The organism is Pseudomonas sp. WT-JTC (assembly GCF_056711565.1).
In genome coordinates, this window is the sequence record NZ_CM160042.1 from 5,657,538 (window position 1) to 5,677,584 (window position 20,047).

19 protein-coding genes and 1 pseudogene are annotated in these 20,047 nt (G+C 61.0%); 12 read left to right on the forward strand and 8 right to left on the reverse strand.

Features of this window, described 5'->3' with window-relative positions:
- Positions 1-101 precede the first annotated feature (101 nt).
- The 3 genes from ggt to AC06G5_RS25680 all read left to right on the forward strand — a co-directional run bounded on the left by ggt (position 102) and on the right by AC06G5_RS25680 (position 2,787).
- Positions 102-1,934 (forward strand): gamma-glutamyltransferase, encoded by a 1,833-nt coding sequence (gene ggt / locus AC06G5_RS25670; protein ID WP_480458546.1) that lies wholly within the window; start codon positions 102-104, stop codon positions 1,932-1,934.
- Between the two features lie 175 nt (positions 1,935-2,109).
- Entirely contained in the window at positions 2,110-2,412 is a 303-nt protein-coding gene (locus tag AC06G5_RS25675) for a type II toxin-antitoxin system HigB family toxin (RefSeq protein WP_090457679.1), read from the forward strand.
- 3 nt (positions 2,413-2,415) lie between these two features.
- On the forward strand, positions 2,416-2,787 hold the full coding sequence (locus AC06G5_RS25680) for a helix-turn-helix domain-containing protein (protein ID WP_413427258.1): 372 nt from the start codon (positions 2,416-2,418) through the stop codon (positions 2,785-2,787).
- 57 nt (positions 2,788-2,844) lie between these two features.
- On the opposite strand, the gene ddlA is transcribed toward AC06G5_RS25680, so the two are convergent.
- The gene (ddlA, locus tag AC06G5_RS25685; RefSeq protein WP_413427259.1) at positions 2,845-3,939 is read right to left on the reverse strand and encodes a D-alanine--D-alanine ligase; all 1,095 of its coding nucleotides are present in this window, start codon (positions 3,937-3,939) and stop codon (positions 2,845-2,847) included.
- A 167-nt stretch (positions 3,940-4,106) separates the two neighbouring features.
- On the opposite strand from ddlA, the gene AC06G5_RS25690 reads away from it, so the two are divergent.
- Complete coding sequence (locus AC06G5_RS25690; RefSeq protein WP_413427280.1) at positions 4,107-4,916, forward strand: AraC family transcriptional regulator; 810 nt, start codon at positions 4,107-4,109, stop codon at positions 4,914-4,916.
- 76 nt (positions 4,917-4,992) lie between these two features.
- Positions 4,993-5,361 (forward strand): cupin domain-containing protein, encoded by a 369-nt coding sequence (locus AC06G5_RS25695; protein ID WP_413427260.1) that lies wholly within the window; start codon positions 4,993-4,995, stop codon positions 5,359-5,361.
- A gap of 12 nt (positions 5,362-5,373) precedes the next feature.
- Here the strand turns inward: AC06G5_RS25695 and AC06G5_RS25700 are convergent, their stop codons facing one another.
- The 4 genes and pseudogenes from AC06G5_RS25700 to AC06G5_RS25715 form a co-directional block, all read right to left on the reverse strand.
- On the reverse strand, positions 5,374-5,973 hold the full coding sequence (locus tag AC06G5_RS25700; protein WP_413427261.1) for a flavin reductase family protein: 600 nt from the start codon (positions 5,971-5,973) through the stop codon (positions 5,374-5,376).
- A 107-nt stretch (positions 5,974-6,080) separates the two neighbouring features.
- Positions 6,081-6,689 carry a methyl-accepting chemotaxis protein gene (locus tag AC06G5_RS25705; protein ID WP_480459933.1) on the reverse strand — a complete coding sequence of 203 codons (609 nt, stop codon included), beginning with the start codon at positions 6,687-6,689 and terminating at the stop codon, positions 6,081-6,083.
- Positions 6,669-7,397: pseudogene (locus AC06G5_RS25710) on the reverse strand (PAS domain-containing protein); the annotation flags it as partial. The gene AC06G5_RS25705 and the pseudogene AC06G5_RS25710, both read right to left, overlap by 21 nt.
- Positions 7,398-7,514: 117 nt before the next feature.
- Positions 7,515-8,825, reverse strand: coding sequence for an MFS transporter (locus AC06G5_RS25715; protein WP_480458547.1), 1,311 nt, complete (start codon positions 8,823-8,825; stop codon positions 7,515-7,517).
- A gap of 201 nt (positions 8,826-9,026) precedes the next feature.
- Between AC06G5_RS25715 and AC06G5_RS25720 the strand changes: the two genes are divergently transcribed.
- The 3 genes from AC06G5_RS25720 to AC06G5_RS25730 all read left to right on the forward strand — a co-directional run bounded on the left by AC06G5_RS25720 (position 9,027) and on the right by AC06G5_RS25730 (position 12,381).
- A complete protein-coding gene (locus AC06G5_RS25720) occupies positions 9,027-10,445 on the forward strand; it encodes a short-chain fatty acid transporter (RefSeq protein WP_413427269.1) in 1,419 nt (472 codons plus the stop codon).
- A 94-nt stretch (positions 10,446-10,539) separates the two neighbouring features.
- The gene (locus AC06G5_RS25725) at positions 10,540-11,712 is read left to right on the forward strand and encodes a hypothetical protein (RefSeq protein WP_413427270.1); all 1,173 of its coding nucleotides are present in this window, start codon (positions 10,540-10,542) and stop codon (positions 11,710-11,712) included.
- A gap of 144 nt (positions 11,713-11,856) precedes the next feature.
- Positions 11,857-12,381 carry an SET domain-containing protein gene (locus AC06G5_RS25730; protein ID WP_413427271.1) on the forward strand — a complete coding sequence of 175 codons (525 nt, stop codon included), beginning with the start codon at positions 11,857-11,859 and terminating at the stop codon, positions 12,379-12,381.
- 6 nt (positions 12,382-12,387) lie between these two features.
- On the opposite strand, the gene can is transcribed toward AC06G5_RS25730, so the two are convergent.
- Positions 12,388-13,032 (reverse strand): carbonate dehydratase, encoded by a 645-nt coding sequence (gene can / locus AC06G5_RS25735; protein WP_413427272.1) that lies wholly within the window; start codon positions 13,030-13,032, stop codon positions 12,388-12,390.
- 141 nt (positions 13,033-13,173) lie between these two features.
- Between can and AC06G5_RS25740 the strand changes: the two genes are divergently transcribed.
- Positions 13,174-13,578 (forward strand): serine kinase/phosphatase, encoded by a 405-nt coding sequence (locus AC06G5_RS25740; protein ID WP_413427273.1) that lies wholly within the window; start codon positions 13,174-13,176, stop codon positions 13,576-13,578.
- A gap of 139 nt (positions 13,579-13,717) precedes the next feature.
- Here AC06G5_RS25740 and rimI read toward each other — a convergent pair whose 3' ends face one another.
- Together rimI and AC06G5_RS25750 are read right to left on the reverse strand one after the other, a co-directional pair.
- The gene (rimI, locus tag AC06G5_RS25745; protein ID WP_057398073.1) at positions 13,718-14,170 is read right to left on the reverse strand and encodes a ribosomal protein S18-alanine N-acetyltransferase; all 453 of its coding nucleotides are present in this window, start codon (positions 14,168-14,170) and stop codon (positions 13,718-13,720) included.
- Positions 14,163-14,909 (reverse strand): energy transducer TonB, encoded by a 747-nt coding sequence (locus AC06G5_RS25750; protein ID WP_413427282.1) that lies wholly within the window; start codon positions 14,907-14,909, stop codon positions 14,163-14,165. The genes rimI and AC06G5_RS25750 overlap by 8 nt, the downstream gene beginning before the upstream one ends.
- A 219-nt stretch (positions 14,910-15,128) precedes the next feature.
- On the opposite strand from AC06G5_RS25750, the gene mksB reads away from it, so the two are divergent.
- From mksB to mksF, 3 genes are read left to right on the forward strand one after another with little or no spacing between them, the layout of a single operon-like run.
- A complete protein-coding gene (gene mksB / locus AC06G5_RS25755; RefSeq protein ID WP_008016585.1) occupies positions 15,129-16,409 on the forward strand; it encodes an Mks condensin complex protein MksB in 1,281 nt (426 codons plus the stop codon).
- Positions 16,399-17,100 carry an Mks condensin complex protein MksE gene (gene mksE, locus AC06G5_RS25760; protein ID WP_057398076.1) on the forward strand — a complete coding sequence of 234 codons (702 nt, stop codon included), beginning with the start codon at positions 16,399-16,401 and terminating at the stop codon, positions 17,098-17,100. Before mksB ends, mksE begins: the two co-directional genes overlap by 11 nt.
- On the forward strand, positions 17,097-19,937 hold the full coding sequence (gene mksF, locus AC06G5_RS25765; protein WP_413427275.1) for an Mks condensin complex protein MksF: 2,841 nt from the start codon (positions 17,097-17,099) through the stop codon (positions 19,935-19,937). Before mksE ends, mksF begins: the two co-directional genes overlap by 4 nt.
- The last annotated feature ends 110 nt before the right edge of the window (positions 19,938-20,047 follow it).

Consider the following 20,047-nt stretch of genomic DNA (forward strand, 5'->3'; position numbering starts at 1 on the left):
ATGAAGGACAAAAACGTCAATGCCACGGGACCTGGTTTGCGTCCCTTCCGGTCGGCCGATACAGTCCACTGATCGTAGATCCAACGGACGGAGTGCCCCACGTGTTTTCAGCCTTCCCCTTGCGCCGCTATCGCCTGCCAGCCCTGGTTCTGCTCGCCAGTGCCTTGACCCTGGCCGCATGCCACAACGCTTCGGTGCCAACATTACCGCTCGCTCCGGAAAGCGCTTCCGGGTTCCGCACCGACCTGCGCACCCAACACGCCGAAAAATACATGGCAGCGGCGGCCAACCCGCTGGCGGCCGAAGCCGGGCGGGAGATGCTGCGCCGGGGCGGCTCGGCCATCGATGCCGCGATTGCGATGCAAGCCGTGTTGACGCTGGTCGAGCCGCAGTCTTCGGGCATCGGAGGCGGCGCATTGATCGTACTCTGGGATGGCAAGGCCGTGCGCACCTACGACGGCCGTGAAACCGCCCCGGCCGGCGCCACCGAGAAGCTTTTCCTGCAGGCCAACGGACAACCGATGGGGTTTACCCAGGCACAGATCGGCGGTCGCTCGGTGGGCACGCCGGGCGTACTGCGCGCCCTCGAACTGGCCCATCAAAAGCATGGGCGCCTGCCCTGGGCGCAGCTGTTTGAACCGGCCATCCAGCTCGCCGAGCAAGGCTTCGCCATTTCGCCACGCCTGCACCAGTTGATCGCCGCAGATTCGTCCATGTCGCGCTCAGCGGAAATGATGGCTTACTTGCGCAATGCCGATGGCAGCCCGAAAGCCGTCGGCACAAACCTGAAGAACCCGCCGCTGGCCGCCGTGTTCAAACGCATCGCCCATGAAGGTCCCGATGCCCTGTACAAAGGCCCGGTCGCCGAGGAAATCGCGACCAAAGTTCAAGGTCACGCCAATCCCGGCAGCCTGTCCCTGAACGACCTCGCCCACTACCAGGCCAAGGAACGCGCTCCACTGTGTACTGACTACAAGCGCTGGCAAGTCTGCGGCATGCCGCCGCCGTCGTCGGGCGGGATCGCCGTGGCGCAGATTCTCGGCACACTGCAAGCCCTGGAGGCTCGCGACAAGCACCTGGCGCTGGCACCGCTGAAACCGGTCAAGACCACGGCCCCGGCCGGCATCGAACCCGCCCCGCAAGCCGTGCACCTGATCTCGGAAGCCGAACGCCTGGCCTACGCCGACCGCGCACAATACGTAGCCGATACCGACTTCGTACCCGTGCCGGTCAAGGGCCTGGTGGACCCGGCCTACCTCGCCAGCCGTGCCGCCCTGATTGGCGAACGCAGCATGGGCACAGCCAAACCCGGCACCCCACCGGGCATTCAGGTGGCCTACGCGCCGGACCGTTCGCCGCTGCGGATTTCCACCTCGCAAGTGGTGACCGTCGATGACGCAGGCGGCGCCGTGTCGATGACCACCACCATTGAGTCGGCGTTCGGCTCCCACATCATGGTTCAGGGGTTCATGCTCAATAACGAGATGACCGACTTCTCGTTCATTCCCGAGGAGAACGGGCAGAAAGTCGCCAACCGCGTCGAACCCGGCAAACGCCCGCGCTCATCCATGGCCCCGACCCTGATCTTCGATCGCCAGAGCGGCGAATTCCTCGCCACTGTCGGCTCCCCCGGCGGCTCGCAAATCATCGAATACGTCGCCAAATCCACCATCGGCCTGCTCGACTGGAACCTCGATGCACAAGCCGCCATCAACCTGCCCAACTTCGGCAGCCGCAACGGCCCCACCGAGCTGGAACAGGGACAATTCAGCCCCGCGCTGATTCAGGCGCTGAAAGACAAAGGGCATAGTGTGAGCGAAATCGACATGACCAGCGGCACCCAGGCGATTGTTCGGGTCAAGGACGCCCAGGGGAAAGCATCGCTGACCGGAGGTGCCGATCCGCGGCGTGAGGGACAAGCGTTGGGGGATTGAGTCGTACACAGGTGTGAGAAAGGGCTTACCGGTGGGTAGGCCCTTTTTATAGGTAAAGAGTCCAGGTCGCCTCTCTCCCGCTGCTTTTTCCTACCCGCAAATAATTGCGTCCTGGTTAGAGTTTCCACGCCTCCACAGACTTGCATCAGTCCCACAATGGGACTAGGATCATGCCATGAGAATCATCGCCATCAATCAGTTGAAGCAATTTTGGGAGAGATACCCGAGCGCAGAACAACCCTTGCTGGCCTGGATTGACGAGGTAAGAAATGCAGCCTGGAAAACACCTGCCGACATAAAGCTGCACTTCGCTACAGCCAGTATTCTCAAAAGCCGCAGAGTCGTGTTCAACATCAAGGGTAACGACTTCAGGCTGATAGTCGCCGTGGCTTATCGCTTTGGCGCCGTGTACATAAAATTTGTCGGCACTCACAAGCAGTACGACACGGTCGACGCTGATAACGTCGAAATGGAGTAACCCATGAACATTCACCCGATTCACACCGACGAGGATTACCGCGCCGCTCTCAAGAGCGTGTCTGCACTGTTTGAGAATGAACCTGAAATTGGCACTCCCGAGGGAGATTACTTTGACATCATGATTACGCTGATCGAGTCGTATGAGTCGAAGCACTTCCCCGTCGACTTACCCAACCCTATCGATGCGATCAAGTTCCGGATGGAGCAGTCCGGGTTGTCCGCCGCCGATCTTGCACCCGCCATCGGCCGCACAAATCGTGTTTATGAAGTACTCAATGGCAAGCGAGCGTTGACGCTTCCGATGATCTGGAAACTGCACGAGCTGTTCGGGATACCCGCCCAGAGCCTGATCAAACCGGTCAAGCACGCTTGATCAGGGTCGGCTCTTGCAAGCATACCCACCGATAATACGGGCGATGCAGAACTCCACTTACCGACTGATCTTCAACCCCTGCCGAACGTGGTGCTTCTCCAGCGCCAGCTCGATCAGTCGCGTCACCAGTTCGCTGTAGGTCATGCCGGTGGCCTGCCACAGTTTCGGATACATGCTGATGCGGGTGAAGCCGGGCAGCGAGTTGATTTCGTTGATCAGCACTTCGCCGCTGTCGGTCAGGAACACATCGACGCGGGCCAGGCCGGAACAGCCCAGTACCTGGAACGCTTCGACGGCCAGGGCGCGAATGCGTTCGCTGGCCTCGACGCTGATATTGGCCGGCACCACCACTTCAGCCGCCTTGTCGTCGATGTATTTGCTGTCGTAGGAATAGAACCCGCTATGCACCACGATCTCGCCACAGCCACTGGCGATGGCCTCTTCATTGCCGAGCACCGCGCATTCGATCTCGCGGCCGCTGACGGCAGATTCGATCAACACCTTGGTATCGAAACTTAACGCCAGTTCCACCGCAGCGGTGTATTCGACCTCGTCGGTGACCTTGCTCACGCCCACGGAGGAGCCCTGGTTCGCCGGTTTGACGAACAGCGGCAAGCCCAGCTTGCCCTGCACCTCGGCAAATCCGGTGCGGGCCGCCGTGGCGCGGGTCAATGTCACGAACGGCGTCACGGCCAGGCCGGCATCGCGCAGCAGGCGCTTGCTGACGTCCTTGTCCATGCACACGGCCGAGCCGAGTACATCGGAGCCGACAAACGGCAAATCGGCCATGCGCAGCAAGCCTTGCAGGCAACCATCTTCACCGAGGGTGCCGTGGACAATCGGGAAGATCACATCGACGTGGCCGAGCATTTCCTGGCTGGAAGTTTCCACCAGTTGCTGGCTGGCCTTACCCGGCACCACGGCCAGTTCGCGGTTGGACTGGTTGAGGGCGATCAGCGCCGGGTTTTCCTGATTCAGCAAAAAATTCGAAGGATCGTTGAGGTGCCAGTGGCCCTGTTTGTCGATGCCGATCAGCACCGGCTCGAAGCGCGAACGATCCAGCGCATCGACGATGTTTTTCGCCGATTGCAGCGACACCTCATGCTCAGCCGAACGGCCCCCGAAAATGATCCCCACGCGCAACTTGCTCATGACCTGGCCTCATCCTGACAAAAAGAAAAAACGACCTGCAGAGAATGCGTCACACAGTGCAGTATTTGCCCTTGGTTTTCTAGCGTACCTGTCGCCTTGCGATCAGAAGACAGCGAGTCGCTGACTGGGTTACCGTGCTGCGCATCGAGCTCAAGACAATCATCACCATGGCCAAGTACCCGCCTCGCACTGACTGGTTCCATCGCGCGCCCGATGTCGGTGGGCTACAGCGTTTCGAGGCGTTTTTTGCCGGCCATGGCTACGATCTTCACCGCCACGATACCTATGCCATCGGCCACACCCTGGCCGGGGTGCAGAGTTTTCAGTATCGCGGTGGCTGGCGGCACAGCCAGCCTGGCGCAACGATCGTGCTGCACCCGGACGAAGCTCACGATGGCGAGGCTGGCACCGAGTCCGGTTTCCAGTACCGGATGATGTACATCGAACCGGCGCTGATCCAGCAGATGCTCGGCGGCCAACCGCTGCCGTTCATCAAGACCGGACTGTCGAACGACCCCCGCCTGTTTGCCGCCACGGGAGCCTTGCTGCGCAGCCTTGATTGCCCGCTCGACCCACTGGAAGAACAGGATGCGCTGTTCGATCTGGCGCAAGCCTTGAGCAGCGTTTCCGGCGTGCCAACCAAACGCTCGGGTTTCGATTACGTGGCCGCGCAACGCGCGCGGGAATACATCCACAGCGCCCTCGATCGCACCGTGACACTCGATGAGCTGGCGCAACACAGTGGTCGGGATCGCTGGAGCCTGTCCCGGGATTTTCGCCTGTTGTTCGGTACCAGTCCCTATCGCTACCTGACCATGCGACGCCTGGACATGGTTCGCGCGCTGCTGACTCAGGGACAGACACTGGTCAGCGCCGCGCTGATCGCCGGCTTCACCGATCAGAGCCACATGACTCGGCAATTCAGCAAAACCTACGGCTTGCCACCGGCCCGCTGGCTGAGCCTGCAGCGGCGCTGAGCCACGCACAATCGTTCAAGAATCGCGCCGGGTGGCTGGCTATCGTGGGTTCACATACAACCGCGAGAGCTGTTCCATGAACACATATGAAAGCCTGAACTTCGCTGAAAAACTCGCCCGGATCGATACGCACTGGTCGCCCCGGGTCATCGCCGAAATGAACGACTACCAGTTCAAGGTGGTGAAACTGCTGGGGGATTTCATCTGGCACGACCACCTCGATACCGACGAAACCTTCATCGTTCTGCAAGGCCAGTTACGCATCGACTTTCGTGACGGCCATGTGCTGGTGAACGCCGGGGAAATGTATGTGGTGCCCAAAGGCGTCGAGCACAAACCCAGCGCCGGGCAGGAGGTAAAACTCCTGCTGATCGAACCCAAGGGCGTGCTCAATACCGGCCGCGAAGGTGGCGAGCGCACGGCCGAGAATGATGTCTGGATTTGAGCGCTGCCTGCCTCACGCCTGCAAGCTCTTGCCGTCCACCGGGTCACCAATGGTCAAGAAGTGCCCGCCCGCCACGTGGTGCAAGGTGCGCAAGGCGTCCTGCCCTTCGAAATGCCAGCGGCCTTCGCTGAACACGCGTTCGTCGGCCTGGGCGGCAATCACTTCGGCCAGGAACAGGTCGTACTGCTGGTGATTGTTCGGCTCCGGCAACAGGCGACATTCCAGCCAGGCCACGCAACCTTCGAGCATCGGCGCATCAACCGCCTGGCCGGCGAACGTCTGCAAGTCGTAGGTTTCAAACTTGTCGCGCCCCTGACCCTGGGTCAATTCCAGGCCGGAGGTCGAACCGACGGTCTGCACAATGTCGGCCTGGGCAGCGCAAGGAACGTTCAGCACAAAAGCGCCCGAGGCTTCCAGCAACTGGCGAGTCCAGGTGGACTTGTCCAGCACCACGGCAATTTTCGGCGGCTCGAAATCCAGCGGCATGGCCCAGGCTGCCGCCATGATATTGCGCTGGCCACCGTGGGCTGCGCTGACCAGCACGGTCGGGCCATGATTGAGCAGACGATAAGCCTTGGACAAGGGAACCGGACGGCGGTGGGAAATGCTCATGGAAGTCTGCTCCTGGGGGAAATGAGCCGATTGTAACGGGATAGAACGAGCTGAAATGAAAAGATCGCCGATGGCGATCTTTTCAGGCTTCTGGCAGAACGCTGGACTCAACTCGCCAACTGATTGGCAAACTGCCCCACCGCATCGACCACTTTCTGCGCGCCGTCCTGGATCTCGACAATCACCGTACCTGCTTCCGCCGCCAGCGCCAGGCCCTGTTCTGCCTGAAGCTTGCCGTCGGTCATCAGTGCCACGGCGTTGCGCGCCATGTCCTGGTTCTGCCGCACCACGAGGACAATTTCGTCGGTGGCCTGGCTGGTCCGCGAAGCCAGTTGCCGGACTTCATCCGCCACCACGGCGAACCCTCGACCCTGCTCGCCCGCACGCGCCGCTTCGATGGCCGCGTTGAGCGCCAGCAGGTTGGTCTGCTCGGCGATGCCGCTGATGGTCTTGACGATGGTACCGATCACCAGCGACTGCTCGTTCAAGGCTTCGATGCCATCGCCAGCGGTTTGCATATGCCTGGCCAGGTCACGCATCACGTCCACGGCCTGGGTCACCACGGCGTTACCGCGCTGGGCGCTTTGGTCGGTTTGCTTCGACGTGCTGTAGGCGATGTTGGCCGCCTCGGCGACGGCTTGCTCCTGATTGACCTGATCGGTAATCACCGTGGCGAACTTCACCACTTTGTAGAGTTTGTTGTTGGCATCGACCACCGGGTTGTAGGACGCCTCCAGCCAGACCGTACGACCATGGCTGTCGATACGTTTGAAACGGTCGGCGACGTATTCGCCCGTGTTCAGGCGACGCCAGAAGTTCTGGTACTCGGCGCTGTTGTACTCTTCCGGCAGGCAAAAGGTGCGGTGATGTTTGCCCTTGATCTGCGCCAGGCTGTAACCCATGCCACTGAGGAAGCGGTCGTTGGCGGTCAGCACGTTGCCGTTGAGGTCGAATTCGATCACCGCCGTGGAGCGAACCAGTGCGCCGATCAGGTTCTCGTGTTCACGAGAGGCCTCGATGGTGCGGGTCAGGTCGCTGGAGAAGATCGAAAATTGCTTGATCCGCCCATCTGCCGAGCGCACCGGTTGCAGGATCGAGCGCAACCACGCCTCCTGGCCCGTACCGCGTAGCAGGCGCACTGCGCCAGCAAAGTGCTCGCCACGGGTCAGCGCGCTCTTGAATCGCAACTGGAATTCATCGGATTTGACGTGATCCGGGACGAAGTCGTCGATGTGTCGGCCGATCAGGTCAGCACTCTTGTAGTGCATTTCGCCAAGGAAGTTCTGGTTGACCGACTGAACCCGCCCGTCGCTGTCGAGGGTCAGCACCAGCATTTCGCTTTCCAGACTTTCCTTCACTTGCTGGAGGCTGGAGAGTTCTTCACGAAGAGCCGACAGCTCCTGCTTCAAGCGTTTATTGAACATGGAAAAGCACCGATGGACAGGGGTAGAAAGCGATATGCAGCCTAACCATCGGCCTTGGAAACATTTTCTTAAGCGTGCTTCAGGTTTGTCCTACAAAAAATAGTTAGACATGCCCGATCAATGCGCGCCAACGGCAGAACAGCCTGCGATTCTCGGCATCCGCGCACCGAAGAACGCCGCACTGCCCACGCCCACTGCGCCCATCACCGCACTGAACATCACACAGATCCATGGACTCCACGGCATCAGACCGATCAACAACAGCGGTGTGATGCTCGCCCACGCGGCGTAGGCAATGTTGTAGGTGAACGAGATGCCCGAGACACGAATTCGCGCCGGGAACAGGCTGACCATCACCGATGGCACCGCGCCGACCACCCCGCAGGCCAGCCCTGCCACGGCGTAGGCCAGGCCGATCCAGTCACCGCCCATGATCAGGCAGGCATACAGCACGCCGATGCCCAGCGGCAGCAGCAGGCTATAGAGCATCACCGTGCGCCAGGCACCGATGCGGTCGACCAGCAGCCCGGCGAGCACGCAGCCGATGTTCAGGAACACGATTCCCAGCGCGCTCAAGGCGAAGGTATGGCTGGCGGTCATGCCAAAGGTTTTCTGCATCATGGTCGGGGTGATGACCACGAACACCACCACGGCCGAGGTCAGCACACAGGTGAGAATCATCGCCGGCAAAATGGCCAGGCGATGCTCGCGCAAGACGGTGCGCAACGGCAGCTCACCGGCCGCCTCGCGTTGCGCCTGCATGGCCGTGAACACCGGGGTTTCGCTGAGCCAGCGACGCAGCCACACGCCAATCACTCCGAACACGCCACCGAGCAGGAACGGGTAACGCCAGGCGTAATCGAGGATTTCCGCCGGGCTGAATGCCTGCGCCAGGAAGGTCGCGGTCAATGCACCGATCAGGTAACCGAAGGTCAGCCCCGCTTGCAGGAAGCCCAAGGCATAACCGCGATGGGCGATGGGCGCGTGCTCGGCGACGAATACCCAGGCACTGGGCACCTCACCGCCCACCGCCGCGCCCTGGAGGATGCGCAGGGCCAACAGCAGCAACGGTGCGAAATAGCCGATTTGTGCGTAGGTCGGCATGATCCCGATCAGCAGGCAGGGCAACGCCATCATCAGGATGCTCAGGCTGAAGACTTTCTTGCGCCCCAGACGGTCGGCGAAGTGCGCCATCAGAATGCCACCCAACGGCCGCGCCAGATAACCGGTGACGAAGATCCCGAAGCTTTGCAGCAGGCGCAGCCATTCGGGCATTTCCGGCGGGAAGAACAACTGGCTTAGGGTCAGGGCGAAAAATACGAAGATGATGAAATCGTAGATTTCCAGTGCCCCGCCGAGGGCGGCGAGCCCCAGGGTCTTGTAGTCCGAGCGGCTGAACGGCGCCGGGCGCGAATCGGTGTTAGTCATGAAAAGAACTCTGGCACAGGCAAAAACCAAGGCGCTCATGGTCTACGCAAACGCACCGGCGGACAACCCGTTAGACCAAAGTCCCATAGTCACAAATCAGCCCCACAAAAATCCTCGGCTTGAATTAATGTTGGCGCCTGTCCAGACGGGCGGCTACTGCCCCGAAGACCACAACAAACATAAAAATCCGAGGTACCCTCCGTGGCCGCCAAGATCGAAGATAGCCGCTCCGCCCGCTTTGCCCTGCGCTGCTCAAGTTTTGCCGAACGCTGGTTTCCCGACTCCTGGGTGTTTGCTGCCCTGGCGGTGATTATCGTGGCCCTGGCCACCATGGCGATGGGAGCCAAACCCACCGACGCCGCGATGGCCTTTGGTGATGGCTTCTGGAGCCTGATCCCCTTCACCATGCAGATGGCCTTCGTGGTGATCGGCGGTTATGTGGTCGCCAGTTCGCCGCCAGCGGTGAAGCTGATCGATCGCCTGGCGAAAATCCCGAAAAACGGCCGCTCTGCCGTGGCCTGGGTCGCCCTGATTTCCATGGTCGCATCGCTGCTGAACTGGGGTCTGTCGCTTGTCTTCGGCGGCCTGCTGGTGCGCGCCCTCGCCCGCCGTACCGATCTGAAAATGGACTATCGCGCCGCCGGTGCCGCCGCCTATCTGGGTCTCGGTGCCGTGTGGGCATTGGGCCTGTCGTCGTCCGCGGCACAATTGCAGGCCAACCCGGCGAGCCTGCCGCCATCGATTCTGTCGATCACCGGGGTGATTCCATTCACCCAGACGATCTTTCTCTGGCAGTCCGGCGTGATGCTGCTGGCCTTGATCGTCATCTCGCTGATCATTGCCTACGCCACCGCCCCTGGTCCGAACTCGGCGCGCGATGCCAAGGCCTGCGGCGTCGATCCGAGTTTCAACCTGCCGCCGCTGCAACCGCGCACCCGTCCCGGCGAATGGCTGGAATACAGCCCGCTGCTGATGATCCTGCTGGTGCTGCTGGCCGGTGGCTGGCTGTTCCACGAGTTCTCGACCAAACCGGCGATCAGTGCGATTTCCGGGCTGAACACCTACAATTTCCTGTTCATCATGCTCGGCGCCCTGCTGCACTGGCGCCCACGCAGCTTTCTTGACGCCGTGGCCCGTGCGGTGCCGACCACCACCGGTGTGTTGATCCAGTTCCCGCTGTACGGCTCGATCGCCGCACTGATGACCACGGTCAAGGGCGCCGATGCGCAGACCCTGGCGCACCACATCTCGACCTTTTTCGTCAGCATCGCCTCCCACGACACCTATGCCCTGCTGATGGGCATGTACTCGGCGATCCTCGGTTTCTTCATTCCGTCCGGTGGCGGCAAGTGGATCATCGAAGCGCCGTACGTGATGCAGGTGGCCAACGACCTGAACTATCACCTGGGTTGGGCCGTGCAGATCTACAACGCCGCCGAAGCCTTGCCGAACCTGATCAACCCGTTCTACATGCTGCCGCTGCTGGGCGTGCTGGGGTTGAAGGCGCGGGACCTGATAGGCTTTTCCTTCGTGCAGTTACTGGTGCACACGCCACTGGTGCTAGTGTTGTTGTGGGCACTGGGGACGACGCTGGCGTATTTGCCGCCGGTAATGCCGTAACCATGAAAAAGGGCCGATATTGAAATCGGCCCTTTTTGTTCTGCCCTGTCTGTTTCAGTATCTGCTGGTCTTATACGCTGAAAAGGATCTGAGCATGTTCAAACTCGCGGCACTCACCCTCGCAGCCCTCACCCTGAGCACCACCGCCCACGCCGATGCCAATTTGAAGCTGGGCACTACCGAACGCGTGACCCGCCTCTTCGCCTACCCCAACAACTGCAACGTGATCTGCTTTCGCAACTGGACGCTTGAGCAAACCGTCGAGCACTACCTGACCCAGAGCGTGCAGCGCGATGGCTACGGCGACGCGAAGGTTCTGGTCAAAACCGACAATGGTCAGCTCCACGCAGAAATCATCGGCGTGCCCAACAGCTATGAAAAACCTTTGGCGGCACTGCTTGATGCCGGTGACCTGGCCTATAACGGAGCCAGCAAACTGAATGCCGACGGCAAGTGGGCGTATAGCTGGTACCTGTTCCTGCCGCTGGGCATGGCCCTGGAGAACCGCAAAAGTGTTGAGTTGCTGCACTTCCCGCCCGACTATTCGTTGACTCAGGCCCAGGATTACCTGAAGTCCGCCACTACGGATCGTTGGGCCACGCTGCTCACCGCCAATGGCATCCCGGCCGAGCAGACGCCAGGCTTTCAGACCATTGTCGACATCGCCCCTATCGCCGCCCCATCCAATGCTGGCAAGGACCTGGAGGGCGTCTACAGCTACTTCAACGACTACCAGACCACCATGGTCAAGAATGTCAGCCTGCACCCCAGCGGTGAAACATTGCCGATGGTCGCCTTCGGCGCACCGGTGCGTAGCTGGATCAAACAACAATACGGGGCGACCGTGAACGTGCTGGGCCTGGCGACAATCAGCCCGAGTGACGGGGTGAACGTGCGGGTGCTGGGTTCCAACCACCCGAGCTACATCTGGTACGCCGCCGACCCGGCGAACTATTCCGGCAACGATGCCAAGGCCAAGGCTGATGCGGCGGGCCTGAAAGTCATGGGCCAGGATTTGAGTGCCGCGTGCTGGCAGGCCGTCATGGGCCGCCAACCGGACAGCAATGCTGATGTCGAGCTGAAAACCTGCACTCAAACCTGGCAAGTGGCCGAGAAAGAAAAAACCTGCGAGCTGTTCTACACCTCGATTCGCAACCTGACGCCAGGCCAGGCAGCGGCCAAATGCTCGACGGCAGCGATTCAATTGCAGCTCAAACAGCTCAAGGCGCCAGCGCCAGCCACTGCCCTGCCCGTTCCACCGTTATAAACCGATTGCGGGCGGTCGACCTGTCAGTTATGACAGTAGACCGCTCGCGATATCTGCGAGAGGCTTGGGCCGTACCCACGTGCTGCAGCACTGACAGGATCGTCAGTCGATGGAAGTCGCAGCACCCAGCCGACAAGGATCGTTATGAGAACTCACGCCTTTCACGGAAAACACCCACATTCTGCGCAAGGTGTTTACCCCTTTTCGGAGCTGCCCGTTCGTCTGGGATTTCCGTCCCTGGCCGACTTCGAAATCATTGAAAACGCCAACGGCCAAGCCACAGCCATTGCAGCACGGCGCGAATTCCCGCGAATCACTCGTATCTGCCGGGCGTCGGGGCATTTGCTGCCCTATCGCTGCCGCCATACCCGCCAGCTCGCGCCAGGCGTGCATGTCTACGACCCGCGCTTCTGCGGACTGCTGCGACACTCCTGCGACCCCAATGTCTTTCTCGACATGAGCGAGTTGTGGTTATGGGCGCTGAAGGACATCAGCCAAGGTGACTGGCTGACCATGGACTTCGCCGCCACCGAAGACAAACTGCAACGCCAGTTCGCCTGCCAGTGCGGCTCATACGATTGCCGCGGCTGGATTACCGGCTACGACGAATCGCCAAACGCCGACGGCCAGGCGTTTCTGCAACACTGGCGTCGGCGAAGCCACGATTGACGGGCCTTATTGCGAATCGATCGGTCGCAGGCGGTACTGCGGCGGCAATTGCTCGAAGCCGCTGATGGTGGTGTTCAGGCTTTTCCAGCGACCGTCCTTGATGCCGTAGATGCAACCGTGGATCGACAGGCTCTGCCCGCGGTGCCAGGCATTTTGCACAATGCTGGTATGGGCGACGTTGGCCACTTGCTGAATCACGTTGAGTTCGCAGAGGCGGTCGACCTGTTCCTCTTCAGTGGCCAGTTTGGCGAGTTCTTCGCGCTTCTCGTAGTAGAGATCGCGAATCGAACGCAGCCAGCCGTCGATCAGGCCGAACTGGCGATCCTGCATCGAGGCGCGCACGCCGCCGCAGCCATAGTGGCCGGTGACGAGGATGTGCTTGACCTTGAGTACGTCGACTGCGTACTGAATCACCGACAGGCAGTTAAGGTCGGTGTGCAGCACCACGTTGGCCACATTACGGTGTACGAACAGATCGCCCGGTAGCATGCCGACGATCTCGTTGGCCGGCACCCGGGCATCTGAACAACCGATCCACAGATACTCAGGCGTTTGCTGGCGGGCCAGTTTGGCGAAGAAATCCGGGTCTTCCTTGGTGATCGCGTCAGCCCAACGCTCGTTGTTATCAATCAGGTCTTGTAAGTCGTGCATGCTGTAAGGCCTCAAGAAAGATGCGCTGCTTTGACAGACGACCGCCCGTCGGGGTCACGCAAGAACCGTAAGTGTTTTCGTTGGAATTCTCGTGTGTCCGGTGAGTCCACCCTAGTAAGGCCCACAGTATGAGGAATTGCCATGACTGATTCACGACGTCCGTACGATGCGGTGCAACCGGAGCCCATCGATGATAACGAAGACCGCATGGGTTCGGTGCGTGAGCTGGATTTCGATGCCGAAGAACCCGGCGCCAGAATCGGTGACGAACTGCCGGACCAGGAGCGCGAGCAACTGATGCCACGCCGGCGCGTACGTGAAGCGGGCCTGACCGGCGCCTCGACCGACGACCATCAACCTACCGACGATGACTTGAGCCCGGAAACCCTGATCCGTGAAGACGGCGCCCGGGATGCCCATGAGGCGGGCAGTGATAGCCGAGCGGATTGGGACCTGAGCATCGTCGACAAGGACGATATCGGTGGCGGGTATGGCCTGGATGAGGCTGAACTGGCGCGGCGGGATCCGATCGACAGGAAGCGTTGATTGTTGGCGTCTGACAGATCGCTTTCGCGAGCAAGCCCGCTCCCACAGGATATTTGTCGTTCACAACATTTGTACACGACACAATACCTTGTGGGAGCGGCGGTGCGACGATTCGACTTGCTCGCGAAGCTTTTTGGTCTCAATCGACCAAAGTACAGGCCATGACCACCGCATCTTCGCGCCCACCCACCGCCGGGTAGTAATCCCGACGCCGGCCGATTTCGTTGAAGCCATAGCGTTCGTACAGCTTGAACGCCGCGGTATTGCTGTCGCGCACTTCCAGGAAACACTCCCGGGCGTCGGCCTTGCAGGCAATCGACATCAAGTGCTCAAGCAAGGTCAGCCCCAGGCCCCGGCCCTGGTTTTCCGGCTTGACCGTAATGTTCAGCAGGTGCGCCTCGTCGAGGATGATCTGCACTACACCGTGGCCTACCTGTTGCTGGCCTTCGAACATCAGCCAGATCTGATACTTGCCCAGGCCATCGAGGAAAATCCCGCGAGTCCACGGGTGACTGTAAGCCGCGTATTCGATTTTCAGTACAGCTTCCAGGTCTGCCTCGGTCATCGGGCGAAACGATACAGCGTCACTCATTCGATTCTTTCCAGCGCGCCATCAGCCGACGCATGGCTTGCCACACGGCGGCCTTGCGCTGTGGCTCTTCCATTAATAATTCCAGGCCCGGCACCGCCCAGGCCGCGCCCAGTCCTTCGATCTGCAACTCGCGATTGAATGCCCCGGCATCCGCCTCACCGGCAAACCGCACCGCGGGCAGGCCGATCAGCCACAAGCAGGCGCATGGCGTTTCTTCCATCCGCACGGAAAGGAAACCCTGTACGAAGTCCCGCGCGGCTTCCGGTCCCTGATCCATCGTGCCACGCACCAGCAGCGGCCAGCGTACCGGCTCACCGACGATCTGCGGGCTGTCCGGCAGACCGGCGGCGCGCAGCATGTCCTTGAGCAGCAGGTAGGCAGGATCGCGGGTCTGGAAGGATTCGCCTGTGGGTAACTCCACCAGCAGCAGGCAGCGCCCGGCCCGCAGCAATTGCAGGGCGAAACGCGGGGGCGGCACGATCGGCGCCTTGACCACCACGGGCGCTTCTTCGGCCTCTTCCACCGGTTTGGCACCGGTGCGCGTGCTTGCCAGCGATGGCCGCGGTACTTCGATCTTCGCCCGCTCGGCCGGCCTGACCACCGGCGCTACGGGCGTTTCAGCCACGACAGCCGGCACGACAGGCGCGAGCGCAACTGGCTCGGGCGTCTCCAGCAGTTCGGGCCGCGACGGCGCAGCAAAGGGCAATTCGGTGCGCGGCAGCCAGTTGACCACCTGCATGGCGGCCAGATAAGCGCGACGACGGGACTCGATAAGCAAAGGTCGGCCACTTGTGGATAACTAAAGTGCGCTGATTCTACCGCCGTTCGCTGAAGATCGCCCGCAGTTGATCGATGCACCTTACCGAAAAGAAGGCGACAGTCCGTCCCGAGAGTGAATCGCATTGCCCCCGATGCAGTACAATCGCGGCTTTTAATCGCCAACCAGCCGGCCATTCCGATGATCGAACCCAAGCGCGTCTTGCGCGCCCTCGCTGAACACTGGGCACTTCTGGAGCCACTGTGCGAGCACTTCGACCAAGGCACACTGAGCCTGAACGAACTGCGCACGCAACTGGCCGCCCAGCAACTCGACAGTACGCCGCAGGACATCACCAGCCTGCTGGATGTGTGGATTCGCCTCGACATCCTGGTTCCCGTGGCCAAAAGCCCGAACCGTTTCGAGCTCAATGCGCAGATTCACGACTTCCTCGCCTATCTGCGCCGTGAACACCGTCTGGGCCTGTGCCTGGAGATCGAAGCCTACCTGCGCCACCTGGAGCGTCTGGCCGGCTATATCCAGGACGCGTTCGATATCCGCGACGGCAATGACCTCGCCCGCCAGTTACGCCTGCTCGACATGCGCGTGCGTGACGTGCTGAAAAAACTCGATAACGACGAACAGGCACTGGTGGCTGTCGCCGAACGGGCGAAAACCAGCGACCGGCAGATTCCGTTGCGCCAGCGTTACGCTGAAGTGCTGGCGACCTGGGACGAATACGTCGAGCCGATGATTGATCTTGTGAACGCCGACGGCGCCTTCGAACAAGGCGTGCGCAAGGTCGAAACCGTCCTGCTGAAGATGCTCAGCGAACAGCAACGCCTCGGCCACCTGGTCGACGACGACATGCTGCTGCGCACCCACGCGCGCATCCTCGAAATGCAGACCAGCGCCCAGTTGACCCTGCGTCATGCCCGCGAATTGCTGTTGCCGCTGCGTGAAGAAGCCCGCCGGCACAACGCCGTGACCCGCGGCGCGGCGCTGGCCTTGTCGATGATCCGTCGCAAGGGCCTCGACGCGGTGCCACAAGCGGCAATGCCGATGTTCACCCGCCCGCAGAGCACCTTCCTTGGCAGTGCCAGTCAGGTCGAAGCCTACGTTTATGCCCTGGCGCGTTTCGAACCGAAACCGGCGCGCTTCCCCAAGGCGCACAAGACCCACAAGGGCGGCGATGCACCACGAGCGCCGCGCACGGTTCGGGAAATGCTCGAACGCTGCGAAGACGCCTTGCCGATGCCAGACCTGATGACCTGGCTGCTGGAGCAGGAACCGGACGGCGCCACCGACGAATTGCTGTACTGGTTCTCGCGCCTGTCGCGGGAAAAACGCTTCACGCGCGAGCGTCTGGAACGTCGCGAATACCATACCCACGAGCATCAGGTCAGCCTGCGCTCCTTCGCCCTGCTCTCGGTCAGCGATGACGCCGCCGAGAATTCTGCGAGCATCCCAAATGCATCTTGATCTTTCCGAACTGTCCCAACTGGCGCCGATTTTTCGCGAGCTGTTCAAGGGTTACCACGTCAGCCGCCGCGATCCGGAGCTGTACGCACAGTTGTCGAACTTCCAGGACCAGTACCGCACGCTGTTCAAGGCCCTGGGCTTCGAACTGGTCTGCGACACCCGCGGCTTCTACTACTTCGTGCCGGACCTCGCGGCGGCGGCGGTGAACAAGACCGCCCAGCGTCTGGCGCTGTTCACCTTCATCCTCGTCGAGCACCTGGCCGATCAGGGCCGCGACCCGATCGCCGTGCTCGACGGCGGCAGCCTGGGGCGTGATGAGTTGCCGTCGCTGCTGGAAAAATACCGCGACCTGTTCATCCAGGCCGAAGTGCAGACCCAGGACGAACTGGAAGAAAAGATCATGCGCCGCATGACCCAGCTCGGTTTCGCCAGCGAAGAAAACGGCGTCTACCGTTTCCTGCCGCCGATGCACCGCTTCCTCGATGTGTGCCTGTCGGTGCAACAGGACCGCGATCTGGCTGCCAGCCTGCACAGCGTCCTGCCGTTGCCGGTACCGGTGCTGATCGACGAAGACAGCGACGAAAAACTGCTGCAGACCGACGACCCGCTGGACCTCGCGGAATTTGAGGATGAAAGCGAAGAAGATGCCTTGGCCCGCGCCATCGCCGAAGAACAGGAGCTCGACGCATGAGCAAGGAACGTTACGGCATCCGCCGCTTTGCCCTTCTGAATACCGCCGGCTACAGCCTTGGCCTGTTCCCGCTGGAAGAACCGCTGTCGGTGTACGGCGCAAACAACCTCGGTAAATCCGCCTCGATCAACGCCTTGCAGTTCCCGATCCTGGCGCGCATGTCGGACATGAGCTTCGGCAAGTACAGCCTGGAACAATCCCGGCGCTTCTACTTCGCCTCGGACACCAGCTACATCCTGGTCGAAGTGAACCTGCCCCACGGCCCCCATGTGATCGGTGTGGTCGGTCGCGGCCCGGGTGGCGGTTTCGGTCACCAGTTCTTTGCTTACGCCGGCAAACTGGACCTGGCCCACTACCAGAAAAACGACACCTGCCTGCGCCAGAAAGAACTGTTCACCAACCTTGAACGCGAAGGCCTGAAGGCCTACGAACTCAAGCCGGATGAACTGCGCCGTTTGCTGGTCGGTGGCCACACTTCGATCCCGCTGGACCTGACGCTGATCCCGCTGCGCTCCACCAGCGAGCAAAGCCTGAAGACCTTCCGCGCGCTGTTCATCAACCTGCTGCACATGCGCGAAATCACCGCGGCCAAGCTCAAGCAGCTGTTCCTCGATGCCTTCGAGCACAGCCTGCGTTCCGGCAGCGTCGATTACATTGCCGCGTGCGAAGAAGCGTTCCGCGATGTGCGACGCATGGAGCAGGACTACAACTCGCTGGTCGCCGCCGGCCCCTTGGTCGAAGCCCTGGCCAACGGCGTGAAGCAACGCGATATCCTGCGCGGCAAACTGCACCGGATCTCGCCATTGCTCGACTCCTTGCTCGGCACCTGGTCGGACTACGCGAGTGCGCGCAAAGAAGAGCTGACCATTCAGGCCGAACACTACCGCAACGAGCAGGATGCCCTGCAAAACGACCAGCGCGGTGGTACTCAGGAACTGATGCGCCTGGAGCGGGAAATCACCGGCATCCAGCGCTGGCTCGGCGAATTGTCGGTGCTCAAGCATCGCTTTGCCCTGGTCGATGACGTCAAGGTGCTGGAACAGCAACTGCTGGCCGCGAAGGACGCCCACGACGAACTGGCCGGTGCACTGGCACAATCGCGCCAGTTCAGCGCCGAAGACCTGGACGAGCGCCTGCGCGACCTGGAAAAACGCCTGAAGTCGGTCAAGCAGCAACTCGATCACGCCGATAACAACAGCTACGCCCGTCTACGCGAAGAGTTCTCGCAGCAAGACGTCGAACGCCTGATGCGCCTGTTCAACAGCGCACTGTTCAGCCTGCCGCTGGGTGAACACGGCATCACCCTTGACGACGATGGCGAATGGGTCAAATCCGTGGAGTTGATCCTCGACGGTTTCAAAGGTGAACGCTTCGAGGTGCCGGGCCTGTCCATCGACATCTCGCACATCGAACCACCGGCGTTACAGGCCCTGGCTGACCGCGCAGCCCTGCGCGACCAGAAAGAACGCCTGGAAAAAGAACTCAAGCAACTGAAAACCCAGCAGGCCGTGGCTGCCGACCGCGCCGCGAGCAAGACCCAGACCGAAGTGCTGTACCAGCAAGTGCTGGATGCGCAGAAAGCCCTGGAAGATTTCCGTCGCGCGCAAACCCTGAGCGCCGAAGAAGGCGACAAGCTGGAACAGATGGCGCAGATGGAAGCCGCGCAGGACGAATTGAAGCGTTCCAGCGATGCCTTTACCGAGCGCGTCCAGCAACTGTCGGCCAAGCTGCAACTGGTCGGCCGGCAGATCGGCGACATGGAAGCCAAGCAACGCACCCTCGACGACGCCCTGCGCCGCCGTCAGTTGTTGCCGGCGGACCTGCCGTTCGGCACACCGTTCATGGACCCGATCGACGACTCCATGGACAACCTGCTGCCACTGCTCAATGACTATCAGGACAGCTGGCAAGGCCTGCTGCGGGCCGATGGCCAGATCGAAGCGCTGTACGCCCAGGTGCGCCTCAAGGGCGTGGCCAAGTTCGACAGCGAAGACGATATGGAGCGTCGCCTGCAACTGTTGATCAACGCCTATGCGCACCGTACCGACGAAGCCCTGACCCTGGGCAAGGCTCGCCGTGCCGCCGTGACGGACATCGCCCGGACCCTGCGCAACATCCGCAGCGACTACGACAGCCTCGAACACCAGCTGGCACTGTTCAACCGCGAGATCAACAAACGTCAGGTCTCCAACCTGCAAAGCTTCCGCATCGTGCTCGCACCGAACAAGGAAGCGCTCAAGCACATTGACCAGATCATCCACAGCGCCGGTCAGTACGAGGAAGGCGAAACCCTGTCGGTCTTCGACCTCAGCCAAAGTGCCGAGCAGGACAACAAGAACGAAGAGGCCAAGGAATACCTGGCACGGCTGGTGGCGGCCAACCACAACCAGCTCGGCCTCAAGGACTTGTTCGAACTGGCGTTCGAAATCACCAAGGTCAACGGCCAGCCGGTGATCCACACTGACATCGACGGCGCGGCGTCCAACGGCACCACCATGACCATCAAGGCGCTGACCAACATGTACTTGTTGCTGCACTTGATGGACCGTGACCAGGCCGGTCGCGTGCGCCTGCCGTACTACCTCGACGAGGCGGCGGACATCGATGAGAAGAACCAGGCCGCATTGCTGGAAACCAGCCTGCAACTGGGCTTCGTGCCGATCCTGGCTAGCGTGAAGCCGCAGGTCTGCGCCAGTGTCGCCATCGACCTGGAAGGCGGCAGCGGGCCTAACGGGATCTACATCGACGAGGCGGACTGGAAGTACATCCGACGTCACGACCAGGTGAAGGCGACAGTCAACGAACAAGCAGATGAACCGGAGCTGGACGCGGTCTGACGCTTGAATCGAAGGCAATGAAAAGGCCGCGGTCCAATGGATTGCGGCCTTTTTTCTGGCAACTGAAAACTTTCAGTGAATTTCAGGGCCTCTTCGCGGGCAAGCCCGCT